At 71.7% G+C, this 17440-nt stretch carries 17 protein-coding genes; 8 read left to right on the forward strand and 9 right to left on the reverse strand.

The features are described 5' to 3' along the window. The first annotated feature begins 62 nt into the window (after positions 1–62). The 4 genes from IF09_RS0133860 (at position 63) to IF09_RS0133875 (ending at position 4200) form a co-directional block, all read left to right on the forward strand. A complete protein-coding gene (locus IF09_RS0133860; RefSeq protein WP_030302429.1) occupies positions 63–1277 on the forward strand; it encodes an MFS transporter in 1215 nt (404 codons plus the stop codon). Between the two features lie 29 nt (positions 1278–1306). Then, positions 1307–2710: an FAD-binding oxidoreductase gene (locus tag IF09_RS0133865; RefSeq protein WP_037636745.1), complete on the forward strand. Its 1404-nt coding sequence runs from the start codon at positions 1307–1309 to the stop codon at positions 2708–2710. Beyond that, a complete protein-coding gene (locus tag IF09_RS0133870) occupies positions 2707–3549 on the forward strand; it encodes an arylamine N-acetyltransferase family protein (protein ID WP_234321248.1) in 843 nt (280 codons plus the stop codon). The genes IF09_RS0133865 and IF09_RS0133870 overlap by 4 nt, the downstream gene beginning before the upstream one ends. Before the next feature lie 165 nt (positions 3550–3714). Then, positions 3715–4200, forward strand: a complete 486-nt coding sequence (locus IF09_RS0133875; protein WP_030302433.1) for a hypothetical protein — start codon at positions 3715–3717, stop codon at positions 4198–4200. 227 nt (positions 4201–4427) lie between these two features. Here IF09_RS0133875 and IF09_RS0133880 read toward each other — a convergent pair whose 3' ends face one another. Together IF09_RS0133880 and IF09_RS0133885 are read right to left on the reverse strand one after the other, a co-directional pair. Then, the gene (locus IF09_RS0133880) at positions 4428–5282 is read right to left on the reverse strand and encodes an arylamine N-acetyltransferase family protein (protein WP_037636747.1); all 855 of its coding nucleotides are present in this window, start codon (positions 5280–5282) and stop codon (positions 4428–4430) included. A gap of 2 nt (positions 5283–5284) precedes the next feature. Further along, entirely contained in the window at positions 5285–6289 is a 1005-nt protein-coding gene (locus IF09_RS0133885) for an aldo/keto reductase (RefSeq protein WP_030302436.1), read from the reverse strand. A gap of 119 nt (positions 6290–6408) precedes the next feature. Between IF09_RS0133885 and IF09_RS0133890 the strand changes: the two genes are divergently transcribed. The 3 genes from IF09_RS0133890 (at position 6409) to IF09_RS42180 (ending at position 10131) form a co-directional block, all read left to right on the forward strand. Beyond that, complete coding sequence (locus IF09_RS0133890) at positions 6409–7350, forward strand: NADP-dependent oxidoreductase (protein ID WP_030302438.1); 942 nt, start codon at positions 6409–6411, stop codon at positions 7348–7350. A 148-nt stretch (positions 7351–7498) separates the two neighbouring features. Beyond that, complete coding sequence (locus tag IF09_RS0133895; RefSeq protein WP_158710129.1) at positions 7499–8734, forward strand: VWA domain-containing protein; 1236 nt, start codon at positions 7499–7501, stop codon at positions 8732–8734. Further along, positions 8731–10131, forward strand: coding sequence for a hypothetical protein (locus IF09_RS42180; protein ID WP_158710130.1), 1401 nt, complete (start codon positions 8731–8733; stop codon positions 10129–10131). Before IF09_RS0133895 ends, IF09_RS42180 begins: the two co-directional genes overlap by 4 nt. Here the strand turns inward: IF09_RS42180 and IF09_RS0133905 are convergent. From IF09_RS0133905 to IF09_RS0133920, 4 genes are read right to left on the reverse strand one after another with little or no spacing between them, the layout of a single operon-like run. Then, positions 10115–11308, reverse strand: coding sequence for a 3-hydroxybenzoate 6-monooxygenase (locus IF09_RS0133905; RefSeq protein WP_030302442.1), 1194 nt, complete (start codon positions 11306–11308; stop codon positions 10115–10117). The genes IF09_RS42180 and IF09_RS0133905 overlap by 17 nt on opposite strands. Before the next feature lie 25 nt (positions 11309–11333). Next, the gene (aroA, locus tag IF09_RS0133910) at positions 11334–12599 is read right to left on the reverse strand and encodes a 3-phosphoshikimate 1-carboxyvinyltransferase (protein WP_030302444.1); all 1266 of its coding nucleotides are present in this window, start codon (positions 12597–12599) and stop codon (positions 11334–11336) included. After that, positions 12596–13078: a transketolase-like TK C-terminal-containing protein gene (locus IF09_RS0133915; protein ID WP_030302448.1), complete on the reverse strand. Its 483-nt coding sequence runs from the start codon at positions 13076–13078 to the stop codon at positions 12596–12598. The genes aroA and IF09_RS0133915 overlap by 4 nt, the downstream gene beginning before the upstream one ends. Positions 13079–13094: 16 nt before the next feature. After that, entirely contained in the window at positions 13095–13796 is a 702-nt protein-coding gene (locus IF09_RS0133920; protein ID WP_030302449.1) for an SDR family oxidoreductase, read from the reverse strand. 222 nt (positions 13797–14018) lie between these two features. On the opposite strand from IF09_RS0133920, the gene IF09_RS0133925 reads away from it, so the two are divergent. Beyond that, positions 14019–14498: an AtaL-like protein gene (locus tag IF09_RS0133925; protein WP_051833376.1), complete on the forward strand. Its 480-nt coding sequence runs from the start codon at positions 14019–14021 to the stop codon at positions 14496–14498. Positions 14499–14562: 64 nt separating this feature from the next. On the opposite strand, the gene IF09_RS0133930 is transcribed toward IF09_RS0133925, so the two are convergent. Genes IF09_RS0133930 through IF09_RS0133940 form a run of 3 tightly spaced genes read right to left on the reverse strand, consistent with a single transcriptional unit; the run spans position 14563 to position 17434 of the window. Continuing rightward, complete coding sequence (locus IF09_RS0133930; protein ID WP_030302452.1) at positions 14563–14877, reverse strand: hypothetical protein; 315 nt, start codon at positions 14875–14877, stop codon at positions 14563–14565. Beyond that, positions 14874–16757 carry an anthranilate synthase family protein gene (locus IF09_RS0133935; protein ID WP_030302453.1) on the reverse strand — a complete coding sequence of 628 codons (1884 nt, stop codon included), beginning with the start codon at positions 16755–16757 and terminating at the stop codon, positions 14874–14876. Before IF09_RS0133935 ends, IF09_RS0133930 begins: the two co-directional genes overlap by 4 nt. Continuing rightward, complete coding sequence (locus IF09_RS0133940) at positions 16754–17434, reverse strand: isochorismatase family protein (RefSeq protein WP_030302455.1); 681 nt, start codon at positions 17432–17434, stop codon at positions 16754–16756. The genes IF09_RS0133935 and IF09_RS0133940 overlap by 4 nt, the downstream gene beginning before the upstream one ends. Positions 17435–17440 lie beyond the last annotated feature (6 nt).

Raw genomic sequence — 17440 nt, forward strand, 5'->3', positions numbered from 1 at the left:
CGACCTGCCGGCTCCCGGCGGCGCGGCCCCCCGCCCCCAGAGACACGAATGAGGTTCTTGTCATGGCAACACTCGAAACACCCGCCGAGGCCGCCGCACCGGCGCAGGCGCCGGAACCCACCTCCCTGAAGAGCTGGCTGGCCGTCGTCTCCGTCGCCGTCGGCATCTTCACCCTCGTCACCGCCGAGCAGCTGCCCATCGGCCTGCTCACCTCGGTCGGCGGCGCCCTGCACGTCTCCGAGGGCACGGCCGGCCTGATGGTGACCGTGCCCGGCCTGGTCGCCGCGCTGTCCGCGCCGCTGATCCCGGTGATCGTCGGCCGTATGGACCGCCGCTTCCTGCTCGTCGGCCTGATGACCGTGATGGCGGTCGCCAACCTGGTCACCGTCCTCGCGCCCAACTTCGGGATCCTGCTCGCCTCGCGCGTCCTGGTCGGCATCACCATCGGCGGCTTCTGGGCCGTCGCGGGCGGTCTCGCGTTCCGGCTGGTGCAGCCGGCGGCGATCCCCCGGGCCACCGCGCTCATCTTCGGCGGCGTCGCCGCCGCCAACGTGCTCGGCGTGCCGACCGGCACCCTGATCGGCGGACTGGCCGGCTGGCGCACCGCGTTCGCCACGCTCGGCGTCCTCGCCTTCGCTGTCCTCGTCGCCCTGCTGGTCCTGCTGCCCTCGCTGCCCGCGACCAAGCCCGTCAGCGTGCGCGAGCTGATCGGCCAGTTCGCCAACCGCGGCGTCCGCTCGGGCATCATCGCCACCGCCCTCATCGTCACCGGGCACCTCGCCGCGTACACGTACGTCAGCCCGATGCTCCAGCAGGTCTCCGGCATCGACGAGGACCTGATCAGCGTCCTGCTGCTGGGCTTCGGCGTCGCCGGCATCATCGGCAACTTCGTCGCCGGCGCGGCCGTCGCGAAGAACCTGGGCCGCACGATGGCCGTCATCATCGTCGCGCTGGCCGCCGCGATGCTGCTGTTCCCGCTGCTCGGCAAGAGCCAGGCCGGCGGCATCGCCCTGCTGGTCCTGTGGGGCCTGGCCTTCGGCGGGGTCTCCGTCAGCCTGCAGACCTGGATGCTCAAGTCCGCGCCCGACGCCATGGAGGCCGCCTCGGCCCTGTGGGTGTCGGTCTTCAACCTGGCCATCGCCCTCGGCGCGCTCGTCGGCGGTCTGATCGTCGACCAGGTAGAGCTGATCACCGTGGCCTGGCTGGGCGGCGTCGTGGTGCTGCTCACCGCGCTCACCCTCCCGAGCCTGCGCACCGCCGGCAAGGCCGCCGAGTGAGCATCCCGCCCGCGAAAGGAACCACCTCAGTGACCACCACCGCCGTGACCACCGACGACCTCGCCGCGCTCGCGTCCGAGCTGCGCGGGCCGCTGCTGCTGCCCGGCACCGACGCGTACCAGGAAGAGGCGCTCGGCTTCAACCGGATCCTGCCGGACGCCCGGCCCGCCGCAGTGGTCCTCGCCGACGGCACCGCCGACATCCTCGCCTCGGTGCGCTTCGCCGCGCGCCACGGCATCGCGGTCGCGGTCCAGGCCACCGGGCACGGCGTCGCACTGCCCGCCGACGGCGCCCTGCTGATCAACACCCGCAACCTCGACGGCGTACGGATCGACCCGCGCACCCGCACCGCCCGCATCGAGCCCGGCGTCCAGTGGAGCCGGGTCATCGAGGAGGCCGCCGCCTTCGGCCTGGCCCCGCTCAACGGCGCCTCCCCGGGCGTCGGCGTCGTCTCGTACACCCTGGGCGGCGGCCTCGGCCCGCTCGGCCGCTCGTACGGCTACTCCGCCGACCACGTGAAGAACATCGACCTGGTCACCGCGGACGGCGAGCTGCGGTTCGTGTCCCCCGAGGAGCACCCGGACCTGTTCTGGGCGCTGCGCGGCGGCAAGGGCAACTTCGGGGTGGTCACCTCCATCGAGATCGGCCTCTTCCCCGTCGCCCGGCTCTACGGCGGCGGCCTGTTCCTCCCCGGCGAGCACATCGACGAGATCCTGCGCACCTGGCGCGACTGGACGCGCACCGTCCCCGACGCGATGCAGTCCTCGATCGCCGTGATGCGCTTCCCCGACATCGACGTGCTGCCCGAGCCGGTCCGCGGCCGCTTCCTCGCGCACATCCGGATCGCCTACAACGGGCCCGTCGCGGAGGGCGAGGAACTGGTGCGGCCGCTGCGGGAGATCGCGCCGGCCGTCCTCGACACCGTCGCGGACATGCCGTACACCCGGGTCGCCGAGATCAACATGGACCCGACCGTCCCGTTCGTCTACTACGAGCGCTCCACCCGCATCCGGGAGCTCGACGACGCGGCGATCGACACCCTGCTGCCGCTGATCAAGGAGGGGGTGGACGCGGTCCGCCCCGGCATCGAGCTGCGCCACCTGGGCGGCGCCCTGGGCCGGCAGCCCGAGCACCCCAACGCGCTGCCGCACCGCGAGACCGCGTACACGCTGTTCGCGGGCGCGCCGGTCTGGCCCGAACACATCCAGGACGTACGGGAGTTCCAGGAGCGGCTGATCGAGACGATGGAGCCCTGGCGCATCGGCGGCCCGTTCCTGAGCTTCATCAGCGCCCTGGAGAGCACGCCCGGGCACCTGCGCTCGGCGTACGACGAGGCGACGTACGCCCGGCTCGTCGCGGTCAAGGACGCGTACGACCCGCAGAACGTGTTCCGCGTGAACCACAACATCCCGCCGACCGGGTGGTCCCGATGACCGAGGAGAGGACGAAGACCATGCTCAGCGATGCGATGGTGGACGCGTACCTGGAGCGCATCGGCGCGCGCCGGCCGGAGAAGGCCGACATCCACGCGCTGCGGCACCTCCAGGAGCGCCACGTGCTGTCGGTGCCCTTCGAGAACGTCGACTACCACGTCGAAGGCGCCGAGCTCAGCCTCGAGCGGGAGTTCCTGTACGAGAAGATCGTCACCCGTCGGCGCGGCGGCGGCTGCTACGAGCTGAACCCGGCCTTCGGGCACCTCCTGGAAGCGCTCGGCTTCTCCGTGGAGATCCTCGCCGGCCAGGTCTTCCTCGGCGGCGAGTTCGGCGCCCCGCTGTGCCACCTGGCGCTGCGCGTGCGCCTGGAGGACCGGGACTGGCTGATCGACGTGGGCTTCGGCAAGAACAGCCGGTTCCCGCTGGAGACCGGATCGGCGGAGGTCCAGAAGGACCCGCACGGCGATTACCAGGTGACCCGGCCCGAGGAGGGATTCCTGCAGGTCCACTTGAACGGGGAGATCCAGTACCGGCTCGACGAGCGGCCGGTGCGGATCGAGGACTTCTACCCGACCCTGTGGTGGTACCGCACGGCGCCCGATTCGGTGTTCCTGCACAACCTCATCTGCTCGATCCAGAACGAGGCCGGCCGGGTCACCGTCAACGGCCGGGAGCTGACGCGTACGGACGAGAACGGCACCGTGACGGTGGAGCTGGCGGACGACGCCGCCCTGCACGCCGCGTACGAGGAGGACTTCGGCCTGGTCATCGACCCGGCCGCCATGCCGAAGCAGCCGGACGTCGATCCGGCTGTGCGCATCGTCATGCAGATCGACTGAATTCCCCTTTCTCATTGACAGGCCCCTGTGCCGCGCGTTTTCGCGTGCGGCGCAGGGGTTTTCTGTCGACCTGACGAATCGGCACCTGGTCCATACCTCTTATGAATTCGACGGGCCATCATGGGAATTGCAGGAATACTCATCCATTCCATGGGAGACAATCACATGCGCAAGAGCACCCGTATCAAGGTCGCCGTTTTCGCGGGCGTCGCCGCGCTCGCCACCGCGACGGCCGTCACGGGCTCCGCGAACGCCGCGGTCGAGGGCGGCAGCAGCTGCTACACCCTGCCGGGCAGCTGGAAGGTCGTCGACGACAACACCCACGAGATCTTCCTCGGCAGCTACTACGGCAGCGCCACGGCCACCTCCGGCGTCGTCAACTTCACCTCGCCGAACAACACCACGACCGCCTCGCACGGCGAGTGGCGCCAGACCGGCTGCGGCACCTACTCCGACACCGACGTCGCCTTCCTGATCGGCGCGGACGGCAAGGCCGCCTCCACGATCACCTTCAAGGCCAACATCTCGGTGACGGGGAAGAACACCGCGAACTTCGACTTCGCGTTCACCATCAACAACCTGGACGGCTCCTTCGTCACCAGCGGCGCCTCCACCGGCAAGGCCACCCGCATCGCCGTCCAGCCCCGCTGACCCCCGCACCTCCCCCGCACATCCCCGCACCGCGCTCCACCCCCTCGGCGCCCCCCCTCAGGCGTCCGCCGTACGGGCCCGGCTCCCCCCGGCCGGGCCCGTACGGCTTTGTCGCGCATGCCTCGTCGCGTACGGCGCCCAGCGCCTGCCCGGGCAACGGAACGGGGCCCGCGGGGCGCACCGGCCGGGTGCGCGCCACGGGCCCCGCAGGGTCCGTACGGGCGGGCTCAGGAGGGCTCGGGGGCCGGCAGGGCGGCGACGACCACCGCGGCCTCCTCCTCGGTCAGCTCGATCCCGAACTGCTTGGCCAGCAGCTCGCGCACCTCCCCGTCCGCCACGTGCCGGACCTCGACCGTGCCGTCGGCCCGGGTCAGGGTGAGCTTGCGGTGGTTGAGGTTCAGCCGCCAGTCCTCCGCGATCCGCTCCAGGAAGACCCGGCCGGTGAACGGCGAGCTCGAGTGCGTGGAGATGAAGTAGTTCGCCACCACGCAGTCGATGTGGTGGTGCGCCTCGGTGGCGTACCAGTACAGGGGGAACCAGCCGTCGTCCCGCTTCAGCGAGAGCACCCACTCCTTGTCGGTGCCCTCCTCGCGGGCCAGCCGGTACACCCAGCCGCCCTGCTCGGAGACGATCCCGTCGGAGACCAGGATCGGCTCCAGCGGGCCCTCGTCGCCGAAGCCCACGTCGGCGAGGTAGGTCTCCCCGCCCACGGCCACGCTCAGCATCAGGTGGGTCCGGGGCAGCGGCTTGGGCGCGTCCAGGAGCGGACGCGCGTACAGCCGCGTGACCTCGTACCCGAGCCGCTCCAGCAACACCGCGAAGAGCATGTTGTGCTCGTAGCAGTACCCGCCGCGCCGGCTGCGCAGGAGCTTGGACTGCATGACCTCCACGTCGAGGTCGATGCCCCGCCCCAGCAGGATGTCGAGGTTCTCGAACGGGATGGTCAGGGCGTGCGCCCGGTGCAGCCGGCGCAGGGTCTGCGCATCCGGCTCCAGCGGCCCGCCGATGCCCAGGCGGTCGAGGTACGCCTCGACGTCGAGGAGTTCGGCCTGCCACTGGGCGGCGCTGCAGAACGGCCTCATGCTCAGCCCCTCTTCTCGCTGTCGAGCATGGCCATGCCCTCGGCGTCGAAGCGCGTGCCGGCGACCGCCTCGGCGGGAACGGCCCGCTCGATCTCGGCAACGTCCTCGGCGGTCAGCTCGAGGGAGAGCGCGCCGAGCGCCTCGGTGAGCTGGTCGCGGCGGCGGGAGCCGACGACGGGGACGATGTCGGCGCCCTGGGCCATGGCCCAGCCGATCGCCAGCTGCGAGGTGGTGACCCCCTTGGCCTCGGCCACCTTGCCCAGGGCCGCGACGAGCTGCAGGTTGCGGTCGAGGTTCTCGCCGCTGAAGCGCGGGAAGTTGCTGCGGCCGTCGTCGGAGGCCGCGGCGCGCTGGTGGTTCCAGCGGCCGGACAGCAGGCCGCGGGCGAGGACCCCGTACGCGGTGATCGCGGTGCCGAGCTCCCGGGCGGTCGGCAGGATCTCGTCCTCGATGGAGCGGGAGAGCAGCGAGTACTCGATCTGGAGATCGGAGATGGGGTGCACGGCGGAGGCCCGGCGCAGGGTCTCCGCGCCGATCTCGGACAGGCCGATGTGCCGGACGTGGCCGGCCTCCACCATCTCCTTGATGGCGCCGATGGTCTCCTCGATCGGCACCGCCGGGTCGAGGCGCGCCGGGCGGTAGACGTCCACGTAGTCCGTGCCGAGCCGCTGCAGGGTCTGGGCGAGGGAGTTCTTCACGGCCTCGGGACGGCAGTCGACGCCGAGGATGCCGCCGGACGGGTCGCGCAGGACGCCGAACTTGACGCTGAGGGTGAGCCGCTCGCGGTCGTGGCTCTGCAGCACCTCGCGCAGGAGGAGCTCGTTGTGGCCGCTGCCGTAGAAGTCGCCGGTGTCGAGGAGGGTGATCCCGGCGTCGATGGCGGCGTGGGCGGTGGCGACTCCCTCGGCCCGGTCGGCAGGGCCGTAGAAGTCGGACATGGACATCAGGCCGAGGCCGAGAGCGGAAACCTCAGGACCGGCCGAACCAAGTGATCGCAGCTGAGTCATATACCCCAGCATTGAGCAGGGCGCCTTCGGCGCAAAAACCATTCCGGGCCGGTCTGTCAGGTCGCGAATGGCCGAATATCGACGGGGATTCGGCTTTGCGAGTTGCGATCATTGAATGCATGACAGAAACGATGCGAACGGTCCGCCAGGACGTCCTGGGCGGCACCGAAGTACTGAACCTGACGGATTCCCCGCTCCCCATTCCCGGCCCCGCGGGAATTCTGGTAAAGACCCACGCCGCCGGCGTCAATCCGATCGACTGGAAGATCCGTGCGTTCGGATTGTGGATGACCCCGCCGTTCGGCGTCGGCTGGGACGTCTCCGGCACCGTCGTGGCGGTCGCGGCGGGCGAGAACCGGTTCAAGGTGGGCGACGAGGTCTTCGGCCTCCCCTCCTTCCCCGACGAGGCCGCGGGGTACTCCGAGTACGTCGCCGCGCCCGCGCGCCACTTCGCGCGCAAGCCGGGCAGCCTCGACCACGTCTCGTCGGCCGCCCTGCCGCTCGCCGGCTCGACCGCCTGGCAGGCGCTGGTCGACGGCGCGGACCTGCAGGCGGGCCAGCGGGTGCTGATCCACGCGGCGGCCGGCGGCGTCGGCCACCTGGCCGTCCAGATCGCCAAGTCCCGTGGTGCGTACGTCATCGGCACCGCCAGCGCGGCCAAGCACGAGCTGCTGCGCGAGCTGGGCGCGGACGAGCTGATCGACTACACGGCGCAGGACTTCACCGAGGCCGTCCAGGACGTGGACGTCGTACTGGACCTGGTCGGCGGCGAGTACGAGGACCGCTCCCTGCGCACCCTGCGCCCCGGCGGCCTCTACATCGGCGTGACGAACCCCCTCGGGATCGAGGAGATCACCGCGAAGGCGACCGCGGCGGGCGTCCGCGCCATCACGGTCAACGTGGCCCCCGACCACATGGTCCTGCAGGAACTGGCCACCCTCGTGGACACGGGTCGGCTGCGCCCCCTGATCGCGGAGACCTTCCCCCTCCAGGACGTGCGCAAGGCCCACGAGCTCGGCGAGTCCCGCCACACCACGGGCAAGATCGTCCTCAAGGTCTGACCCGGCCCGGACGGTGCCGCCGCACCGGCCGCCCTCGCGGGCGGTGCGGCGTGCGGCGGCGATGACGGTGATGACGGCGCTCACGACGACGAAAACAAACCGTCCGGCCACTTAAAGTGATCATGTGGTGTAACTGACGATGGTCGGCATGACGGGATCTCCTTCGGCGGACTCCGGCGGCGCGGACGACGGCGCCGAGGCGCAACGGGCAGGCGTGCGGCAGAAGGCCACTGCGTCGGGCGACGCCCGCGTCTACCAGGCCGGCCACGACCTGCGCATCTTCGACATCAGCATCCCGCGCAGCGTCCGGAACACGTTCCTCGTTCTCGTGGTCCTGGCGCTGCTCGGCGGCGGCTCATGGGCGGTGGTGCGCTGGGTGCTGCCGGCCTACGCGCCGACCTACAAGACGCAGTTCCTCATGGACACGACCGCCGTCGCGGATTCCGGCGACGCGGACGCCGTCGCCGCCTCCCTCAGGACCGTGGTGGGCAACGCGGGCGACTCCGACGCCCTGGCCCTGCGCCGGTTCGGCGGCGAGTGCGGTACGGACGGCAACACCGCCCGGCTGGTGGACTTCGGCACGGACAACCGGCAGGACATCGTGCGGGCCGCCCAACAGGCCCCGGTGGGCGGCCTGGCCACCCTGCTGCGGGGCATCGTCCAGGCCGTCGACGACTTCTCCGGCACGTTCGCGTTCGGCGCCGGTCAGCGCGCCAAGCAGGTGAACCGCATCGTCGTCGTGACGCGGCACGGCAAGGACGCGTGCGACGAGGACACCGACTTCGTACGGCGGGAGATCGCGGACCGGATCCGCGCGGCCGGTCTGAAGATCGAGTTCCGGCTGATCGGCTATCAGGTCCCCGAGAACCAGAGCGAGAGCCTGAAGTCGATCGCCACCGCCGGCTCCAACCCGGCCGAGCCGGTCTTCGCGAACACCCGGGCGGACCTCGACGCGGCCCTGGAATGGTCGACCAACACCGAGCCGGTCCTGCGCAACGCCACGAAGATCGTGGACGTCCTCAACCCGGCCGTGACCCGCATCAACACCGCCGCACGGGAGATCACCGACGGCCGGCTCGACGAGGCGGGGCAGAACCTCGACCGGGCCAGGGAACCGCACATCGGCACCGAGTTCGAAGACCTCGGCGGCCGGGCGAAGACCCCCGCCGGGCGCGACATCAACGACCGGGCGGCGAAGCTGCGCGAGCAGCAGAAGACCGTGCTGGAGGCCGCCGACCGGCTGCTGGAGGCCGCACGCTCCAAGGCGCCGCTCGGTCCCCGCCACGAGGCCTTCGAGAAGGCCGCCGCCGACTACAACACCCAGGTGGACGCGATGAACAAGGCACTCGCCGCCCTGCGTACCAAGGCCCCGGCGGCCCGGTGACGGCCCCGGCGGCGGCGCGGCCGCGCAGACGCTGGTTACGGGTCACCCTGGCGGTGCTCACGGTGGCCGTGGTGGCCGTCGGGGCGGCCGTCGTGTACGTCGTACGGTCCACGCCGCAGTACCGCACCGCGTTCCTCCTCGACACCTCCGACCCCGGATCCCCGGCTGCGGGGCGGGACTTCGGCGCGCTCGCCGACGCCGTCGGCGCCGCGGTCCGAAACAGCGGGGACCGCGATGCGCTGTCCCTGCGCCGGTTCGGCGGCGCCTGCGGCGAACCGGGCAACACCCGGGAACTGGTGGGCAGCGGAACCGGCAACGCGCAGCGGATCAGTGCGGCGGCGCACGAGCTCACCCCGGGCGGCCGGGCGACCCTGAACAGCGGGCTCCTGGCCGCGATCGACGACTTCTCGGGGCGCTTTCCGCTGCGCGGCAGCAAGCGCAACCGCATCGTCGTCGTCACCACGCAGGGCACCGACGGCTGCGGCGGCGACCCGGCCGCGATGAACGAAAGGGTCCGCGACCGGATGGACGCCCTCGGCCTGCAGCTGGAGTTCCGGTTCGTCGGCTACCGCGTGCCGGCCGCGGAGCAGGAGGTCCTGACCCGGCTCGCCTCGGCGGTCAAGGCCGCCGCACCGCAGTTCCCGCAGGACTCCGCCGAGCTGAACGCGGTGCTCGAGAAACTCGTGGTCCCCACGCTGCCCGAGGCGAAACCGGTCGAGGTGCCCTCCCAGGAGGTCTCCGTCACCGCCTGCTCGCCGACCGGTACGCCCCTGGAAGGAGCACCCGCGCCCCCGCCGCCTTCGGTCCGCCTGCCGAGCCGGCTCGCCGTGCCGGCAGGTGCCCAGGTGTACGCGGCGGATCCGAAGACCTACCTGATGGCGCCGGCGGGCAAGACGTGCACGCTCGTCTTCTACGACTCCGCGGTGTACCGGCAGGTACACGTGGGTGACGCCCCGCTCGACTTCGAGGGTTTCGGGGTGGGTCTGATGGAAGACGAGGTGACCGGGGTGGCCCTGGACTGCTCCGACTTCGGCAAGAGCGCGCCCGAGCTGCTGAAGTACCTGGACGGGGACCCGGACGCGACGGAGAGCACGTGCAAGGCACAGGACACGGGAAAGACGGTGAACCTCCCCACCGGCGTCCCGGGTCTCTACGTCGGAACCATCCGGGAGTCCGTGGGGACCGACGTCAAGGGCTACCTTCGCGTCCTGAATTTCCGCGGCGAGCGCCCTGTCACGAGCCGTCTCATCTGCCTGCTCCCCAAGGAGCAGGCAGACATCTGCACCGCCTCCCTCGTCTACTACTTCCTCCAGCAGACGGCCGGGACCGGCATCTCCACCGCCGACCGCGACCGCGTCACCGCAGCCATCGAGGCCTACGTCAAGAGCCTGCCGTGAGCCGGTCGAAGTCGTACGCGCCGTGCAGCCAGGCCACCTTGTCGTACATGTCGTCGTCCGACAGCGAGGCCAGCATCGCGTTGCGCTCCACCCGCGCCCCGCCCGCCGCGTGGTACAGCTGCCGCCCCATCTCACGGGCCACCAGCTGCACCTGCGCGGTCCGCTCGCGCCGCGCCGCGTTGTACTTCTCCAGCCGCTGCTCGAAATCGGCCGGGCAGCCGTCCAGCAGCCCGCTCAGCAGCACCGCGTCCTCGATGGCCTGGCAGGCGCCCTGCGCGGCGTACTGGAGCATCGGGTGCGCGGCGTCGCCCAGCAGCGCCACCCGGCCCTCGGTCCAGCGGTCGACCGGGTCGCGGTCGCACAGCACCCAGGACTTCCAGTCCCGGCCGAGCTCCAGCAGCCGCCGCGCGGCCCCGGACAGTTCGGGGAAGGAGTTCACCACGTGGTCGTGCTCGGCCGGCAGGCCCGCCACGGCCTCCGTGGCGCCGTCGTCGCGCGTCGCGGCCAGGTTGAAGTGCTCGCCGCCCGCGATCGGGTAGTGCACGAAGTGCCACTTCGGGCCCGCCCACAGGGTGACGGTGTTCCACCGCAGCTCCTCGGGCACCTCCTCCATCGGGATCACCGAGCGGTAGATGGTGTGCCCGGAGACCCGCGGGGACCCGTCGCCGACCATCTGCTGCCGGATCGCGGAGTGCAGTCCGTCCGCGCCGATCAGCGCGTCCCCCGTGATCCGCCGGCCGTCGGCGAGGACGGCGGAGACCGCGCCCGCCTTCTGCTCGTACGCGACGACGTGGTGGCGGCCCAGCAGCTCGATGCCGGGGTGGCGGCGGGCGGCCTCGAGCAGCGGCAGGTACAGGTCCACGCGGTGGACGACGGCGTACGGGTTGCCGAACCGGCCCCGGTACTTCTCCTTCACCGGCATCGCGGCGACCTTCTCGCCGGTCGTGCCGTCCATGAAGCGCAGCTCGTCGATGAACACGGCGCGGTCGCGGACCTCCTGGCCCACGCCCAGCAGGTCGAGCGCGTGGAAGGCGTTCGGGCCGAGCTGGATGCCTGCGCCGACCTCCGTGAAGACGTCCCTGCGCTCCAGGACGGTGACCTGGTGTCCCCGCTTCGCGAGTCCGAGCGCCGCGGCGAGGCCACCGATGCCACCGCCGGCGATGAGTATGTCGGCCATGGGGGTTCTCACATCCCTTTCGTTGTCAGTGACTTTGGGTGCCCGAGCGGTGGGCCGGGAAGAGCCGTCCCAGTTCGGCGTGGAAGCCGGGGAAGGTCTTGCCGACACAGGACGGGTCGTCGAGCGTGATGCCGGGGACGCGCAGGCCCAGTACCGAGAACGCCATGGCGATCCGGTGGTCCCGGCGGCAGGCGATCCGGGCGGCCGCGGGGCGGCCCGGGTGGACGGTGAGCCGGTCCGGTCCTGACTCGGTGCGGATCCCGAGGGCCCGCAGGTTCTCCTCGACCGCGGCGATCCGGTCGGACTCCTTGAGCCGTGCGTGGCCGATGCCGTGAACGGTGATCGGCGCGTCGGCGAGCGGGGCCACCGCCGCCAGTGTCATGAAGGTGTCGGAGATGTCGCCCATGTCGACGGCGAAGCCGCCGCGCAGCCGCCCCGTGCCGGTGACGGTGGTCGCCCCGTCGGCCGTCTTCACGCGGGCGCCCGCCCGGCGCAGCACCTCCACGAAGCCGAGGTCGCCCTGGACGCTGCCGAGCCCGAGGCCGGGCACGGTGACGGTGGTCCCGGTGACGGCGGCCGCCGCGAAGAAGTACGAGGCGGTGGAGGCGTCGGGTTCGATGTCGAGCTCGGCGGCCCGGTAGCCACCGGGCAGCACCTGGATCGCGCCGCCCTCGAACTCGTCGACGTACGCGCCGAAGTGGCGCATCAGCTCCTGGGTCATCGTGATGTACGGGCGGCTGACCAGCCCCTCGCCCCGTACGGTCAGCGGCTTCCTCATCAGCGGTCCCGCCATCAGCAGGCCGGTGAGGTACTGGCTGCTGAGCGAGGCGTCCACGGTCAGGTCACCGCCGGTCAGGCCCCGGGCGGCGACGGTCAGCGGCAGTCCGCCGACGGGCTCGGTGACCCGGGCGTCCGCGCCGAGCCGGCCCAGCGCCTCGGCGAGGGGCCGCAGCGGCCGGGCGCGCAGTTGGCCGGTGCCGTCGAAGGTGAACGCGCCGGCTCCGGTCGCCGCGAACGGCGGCAGGAACCGGGCCGCGGTGCCGGCGTCCTCGCACCACACCGCGCCGCCGCCGGCCGGGGCGCGCCCGCTGCCGGTGACCTTCCAGCCGTCGTCGCCCTCCACGACGGGGACGCCGAGGCCGGCCAGGGCCTCCCGGAAGGCCACCGTGTCCGCGCTGACCAGGGGGGCCCTCAGCAGCGAGACCCCGTCGGCGGCGGCGGCCAGCAGCAGCGCCCGGTTGGTGATGCTCTTCGAGCCCGGGACACGGGCGGTCAGCACGGCCGTGTTCATGCGCCCTCCCGCTGTCCGGCGCGGGCCAGCCCGGCCCGGGCGGTGGCGGCCACCCGGGCGGCGCTGAAGCCGTGCTGCTGGTGGAGGGCGGTGTACGCGCCGCGCGCGCCGCACTGGTCGAGCCGGACCGGGATGCCGGCCTCGCCGAGCAGTTCGTAGCAGCCGAGCGCGGAGCCGGCCGCCACGGACACCCGGGCCCGGGCGCCGGCCGGCGGCTGGGGGCAGGGCATCGGCACCACGCGGGCGGCGATGCCCTCGCGGTGCAGGATGGCGCGGGCGTCGAGGGCGATGCGCATCTCGCTGCCGGTGGCGATGAGCACCACGTCGGGCGCGGCGCCCTCGGCGCCGGCCTCGGCGTAGGCCTCGACGCCGACCTGGACCTGGACCTCGTCCTCGGCCACTGCCTCGGCCACGACGCTGTCCCGCTTGGACCAGCCCGGCTCGCCCGGACCGTCGTAGGGGCGGGGGAACCTGTGCATGCGAGGGGCCACCGCTCTACTCGCTCGTCTTGCGGTCGAGCACGAGGTCGTGCCCGACGATGTACGCGGCCGCGTCGGAGCAGAGCCAGACCACGGTGTCGGCGATCTCCTCGACGCTGGCCCCCCGGCCGAGCGGGCAGGGGCTGATGGCGTTGATGCGGATCGACTGGGCGACGTACTCGCGGGCCGCGGTCCGGGTCAGGGCGCTGACGGCGGCCGTGGACGCGGCGTACGCGCCGAGGCCGGGGAGCATGCCCTGCGCTCCGATGTTGCTGGCCGTGTTGACGATGACCCCGCCGCCGGCGGACCCCATGTGGGCGATCTCGTGCTTCATGGACAGCCAGACGCCGGTGAGGTTGGCCGTCAGGGTCTGGGCCCAGACCGTCTCGTCGATGTCCGCGACGGACTGGTGGGGGCCCAGCTCGGTGGTGTTGTTGAAGGCCACGTCCAGGGCGCCGTGCCGGCGCACGGTCTCGGCAACGACGTACGCGGCGCCGGCGTCCGCGCCGGCCGTCGTGTCCGACACGTCGGCGACCACGCTGTCGGCCTGCCCGCCCGCGTCGCGGATCAGCTTGACCGTTCCTTCGAGCGTCTCCGGGTGGCGGCCCGAGACCACCACCAGTGCGCCGAGCCGGGCGAAGGCAACCGCCGCTGCCCGGCCGATGCCTTCGCCTCCTCCGGTGACGAGGACGACCTGGCCGTCGAACCGTTCAGACATCAGCGTTCTCCTGATTCTCCGCTTCGGATTTAACGGGAAGGCGCTCTGCGGAACGCCACCGACCAACCGTCACCCTGCAAGAAAAAACAGCCGGTGAGGCAGTGGACTTCTCTCATTCCGTCAGGTCCTGGGGGCAGGTGACGTAATGCTCCGCCCGGCTTTGACACCACTGTTCGCCCGACCGATGCTGCACGCCGACTGGCTTGCGGAAAGGAGAGATCAATGCTGACGCTTTCGTGGACCCGTCCGGTCGTCGGCGCAGCTCAGGATGGGTGTCCGGCTCCTACGCGGGAGAGTCTATGGCAGGCGTTGCTACACAAGGCGGAGTTCCCCACCGGCTATGTTCCGGCCATTACGGATTGCCGGATCAACGAACGTTACGCCGATGGATTTCTCCGGGAAATCCGGCGCGGCGGTCTGACCTTCCTGCAACGCGTCACTCCCCAGGAGAGCGCCGGGCGCATTACCTACCGGCATCTGGACGACACCGACATCGCCGAGATTCGCAATGAGATCGGAGAGGACGAGGACGGCCGGCTCACGCTCACCCTCAGCATCACCCTGACCGACTGCCCGGCGGCCGCGATCCTCGCGCAGAACACCTATCTGCGGGACCTGGACTGCGATTTCCACGGCACGCTGGACGCCATGACGGAGGTCCTGCGCCAGGTGATGGCCACAGGGGCGGAACAGCGGGCGTGACACCCACGCGTACGGCCCCTCACGCCCCCGGGGGGCCGTGAGGGGCCGTACGCGCTCTCGTGCCTCACACCTTCCCGGGCAGCGCGTGGACGCCCTCGACCGTCGCCTCCACGTCGAACACCGTGTACTGCACCGGCGCCCGCCCGATCAGCTCGGCCGCCCGCGGGGCCAGCGGCTGCGCCGCCGCCTCCGCGGACTCCCACAGCAGCACCGCGCCCCAGCGCTCCGTCTCCGGGTCCGCGATCCAGAACTTCAGCCGCAGCCCCTCCACCGCCGCGAACCGGTCGACCGCCTCATCGCGCAGGTACGCCCTCAGCGACTCGATGCTGTGCCCCGAGCCCTTCAGGTCCCACCAGGCCACCGTCGCCTTCGCGCTCATACGGACTGCTCCTGGAGCAGCCCGGACAGGGCCTCGCTGACGATGCGGATGCCGTCCTCCGTGAGCACCGACTCGGCGTGGAACTGCATCGAGCGGAAACCGGGCCCGCGCAGCGCGTGCACCTCCCGGGTCCCCGGCTCCCGGCACACCTCGACCGTGCCGATCCCGGGCACCTCGACGGCGTCCGAGGCGCTCTGTGCGGCGAAGGTGTTGTAGAAGCCGACCCGCTCGCGCCGCCCGAACAGCTCGATCTCCCGCTGCACGCCCTGGTTGGGCTGCTCCCGGCGCTTCAGCGCGAAGCCCAGCTTCGTGCTGAGCACCTGGTGGCTGAGGCAGACCGCGAGGAACGGCCGCCCCTCCGTGAGGAGGGTGTCCACCGCGGACCGCAGGTGCGCGATCTTCGGGTCGTCCACCTCCCGCGGGTCGCCCGGCCCCGGCCCCATCACGACCAGGTCGTACGGGGCGAAGCTGTACGGCTCGTCGAACCGGCGGACCGTGACGTCGGCCTCCATGGCCCGCAGCTGGTGCTCGATCATCGCGGTGAAGGTGTCCTCCGCGTCGACCACCAGCACCTTGCGGCCCATGAGCAGCGGTACCGGCCGGGCCCGGGAGGCGTCGTCGTCCAGCCAGAACCCGGCGATCGTCGCGTTGCGCCGGCTCAGGGCCGCGCGTACGTCCGGGTGGTCGCCGAAGCGGCGCGGCCCCGACGGCTCGAACATCGCGAGCAGGCCGGCCGCCTTCGCGCGGGTCTCGGCGACCTCGGACAACGGATCCGAGTGGCGCACGAGGGTCGCGCCGACGCCGATGCGCATCCGGCCGGCGCCGTCGATGTCGGCGGTGCGGATCAGGATCGCCGAGTCCAGCGTCCGCTCGCTGTTCTCGTCCTGGCCCATCAGGGCCAGGACACCGCTGTAGTAGCCGCGGCCCTGGGGCTCGTACTTCTTGATGACCCGGCCCGCGCTCTCCAGCGGGGACCCGGTGACCGTCGGTGCGAACAGGGTCTCGTGCAGGATCTCGCGGGGGTCGCGGGAGGTGCGGCCCTCGATGAAGTACTCGGTGTGGGCGAGGCGGGCCATCTCCTTGAGGTACGGCCCGACGACCCGGCCGCCGGATGCGCAGATCCGGGCCATCATCTTGAGTTCCTCGTCGACGACCATGTAGAGCTCGTCGGCCTCCTTGCGGTCGGCGAGGAAGTCCATGACGCCCGGCAGTTCGGGCCCCGAGGCGGGGAACCGGTACGTGCCGCTGATCGGGTTCATCACGGCCCGGCCGCCGGAGAGGCTGATGTGCCGCTCCGGCGAGGCACCGATGAGGGTGCGCTCGCCCGTGTGCACGATGAACGTCCAGTACGCGCCGGTCTCCCGCTCCAGCAGCCGGCGGAAGAAGCGCAGCGCAGCGCCGACGGAGTACTCGCTGATGTCGGCCACGAAGGACCGCTTCATCACGAAGTTGGCGCCGGCGCCGGTGCCGATCTCGTCCGCGATGACGCGGCGAACCGTTTCCGCGTACGTGTCGTCGTCGATGTCGAAGTCGCCGCCCGTCGCGAGGTGGACGGGGGCGTCGGGGATCCCCGCCAGGACGGCGGCGAGCGGCACCTGCGCCTGCTCCTCGATCACCATGGCGAGCAGCGGGGTGCCGTCGTCGGGCGCCTCGAAGCCGCGCTCGGCGAGCTGCCGGTAGGGGACCAGGGTGAGCACGTCCTGGCGGGCGCCGGCGCCCGCCTCGACGTCCCGGAGCGGGACGTCGGCGAGCGTGGCCGCCTCGGCGAACTCGCCGAGGAAGAGGTCGAGGTGCCCGGTGACGGTGGTCTCCGGACGGTGGATCAGCGCGAAGGCCGGCGGCCGGCCCGTCAGGATCCGGCCCAGCAGGTCTCCGGTCATGCGGATTCCCCTCCCGCTCCCGCATAGGCGGCCACCCGGTCCGGGAGGGCCGTCAGGAGCTCCTTGGTGGTGGTCAGGCGGGCGCAGCGGCCGGCGGCGTACTCGAGCGCCATCCGGTGCTCCTCCCAGCTGAAGTCGGCGACGGCGTCGGCGACCAGGAAGGGCTGGATGTCGTTGGTGAACGCGTCGACCGCGGTCACCAGGACGCCCACGTGCGCGTACACACCGCAGAGGATCAGCTGGTCGCGGCCCTGTGCGCGCATCCGCTCCAGCAGGTCCGTCTTGAAGAAGGCGCTGTAGCGCCACTTGGTGAGCATCCAGTCGCCGGCGGCGGGCGCCACCGGGTCCACGACCTGGCGGTGCTCCGGGCTGGGCTGCATGCCCGGGCCCCAGAAGTCCCCGAGCAGCCCGCGCTCCTCGGGGGTCATGCCGCCCGGCTGCGCGGTGTACGCGACCGGGATGCCGAGCTCGGCGGCGCGCACGCGCAGCGCGCCGGCGTTGCGGGACAGGTCCACGACGGGCTGCTCGCCCTCGGGAAAGGGGGCCAGGAAGTACTTCTGCAGATCGTGCACCAGCAGGACGGCGCGGTCCGCATCGATCTCCCAGTCGACGCCGGAGGCGGGCAGGTCGGCCGCCGACGGCATCGGATAGGGGTTGATCGCAGGTATGCCTGCCATGCGCTT

The organism is Streptomyces katrae (genome assembly GCF_000717655.1).
Lineage (GTDB): Bacteria > Actinomycetota > Actinomycetes > Streptomycetales > Streptomycetaceae > Streptomyces > Streptomyces katrae_B.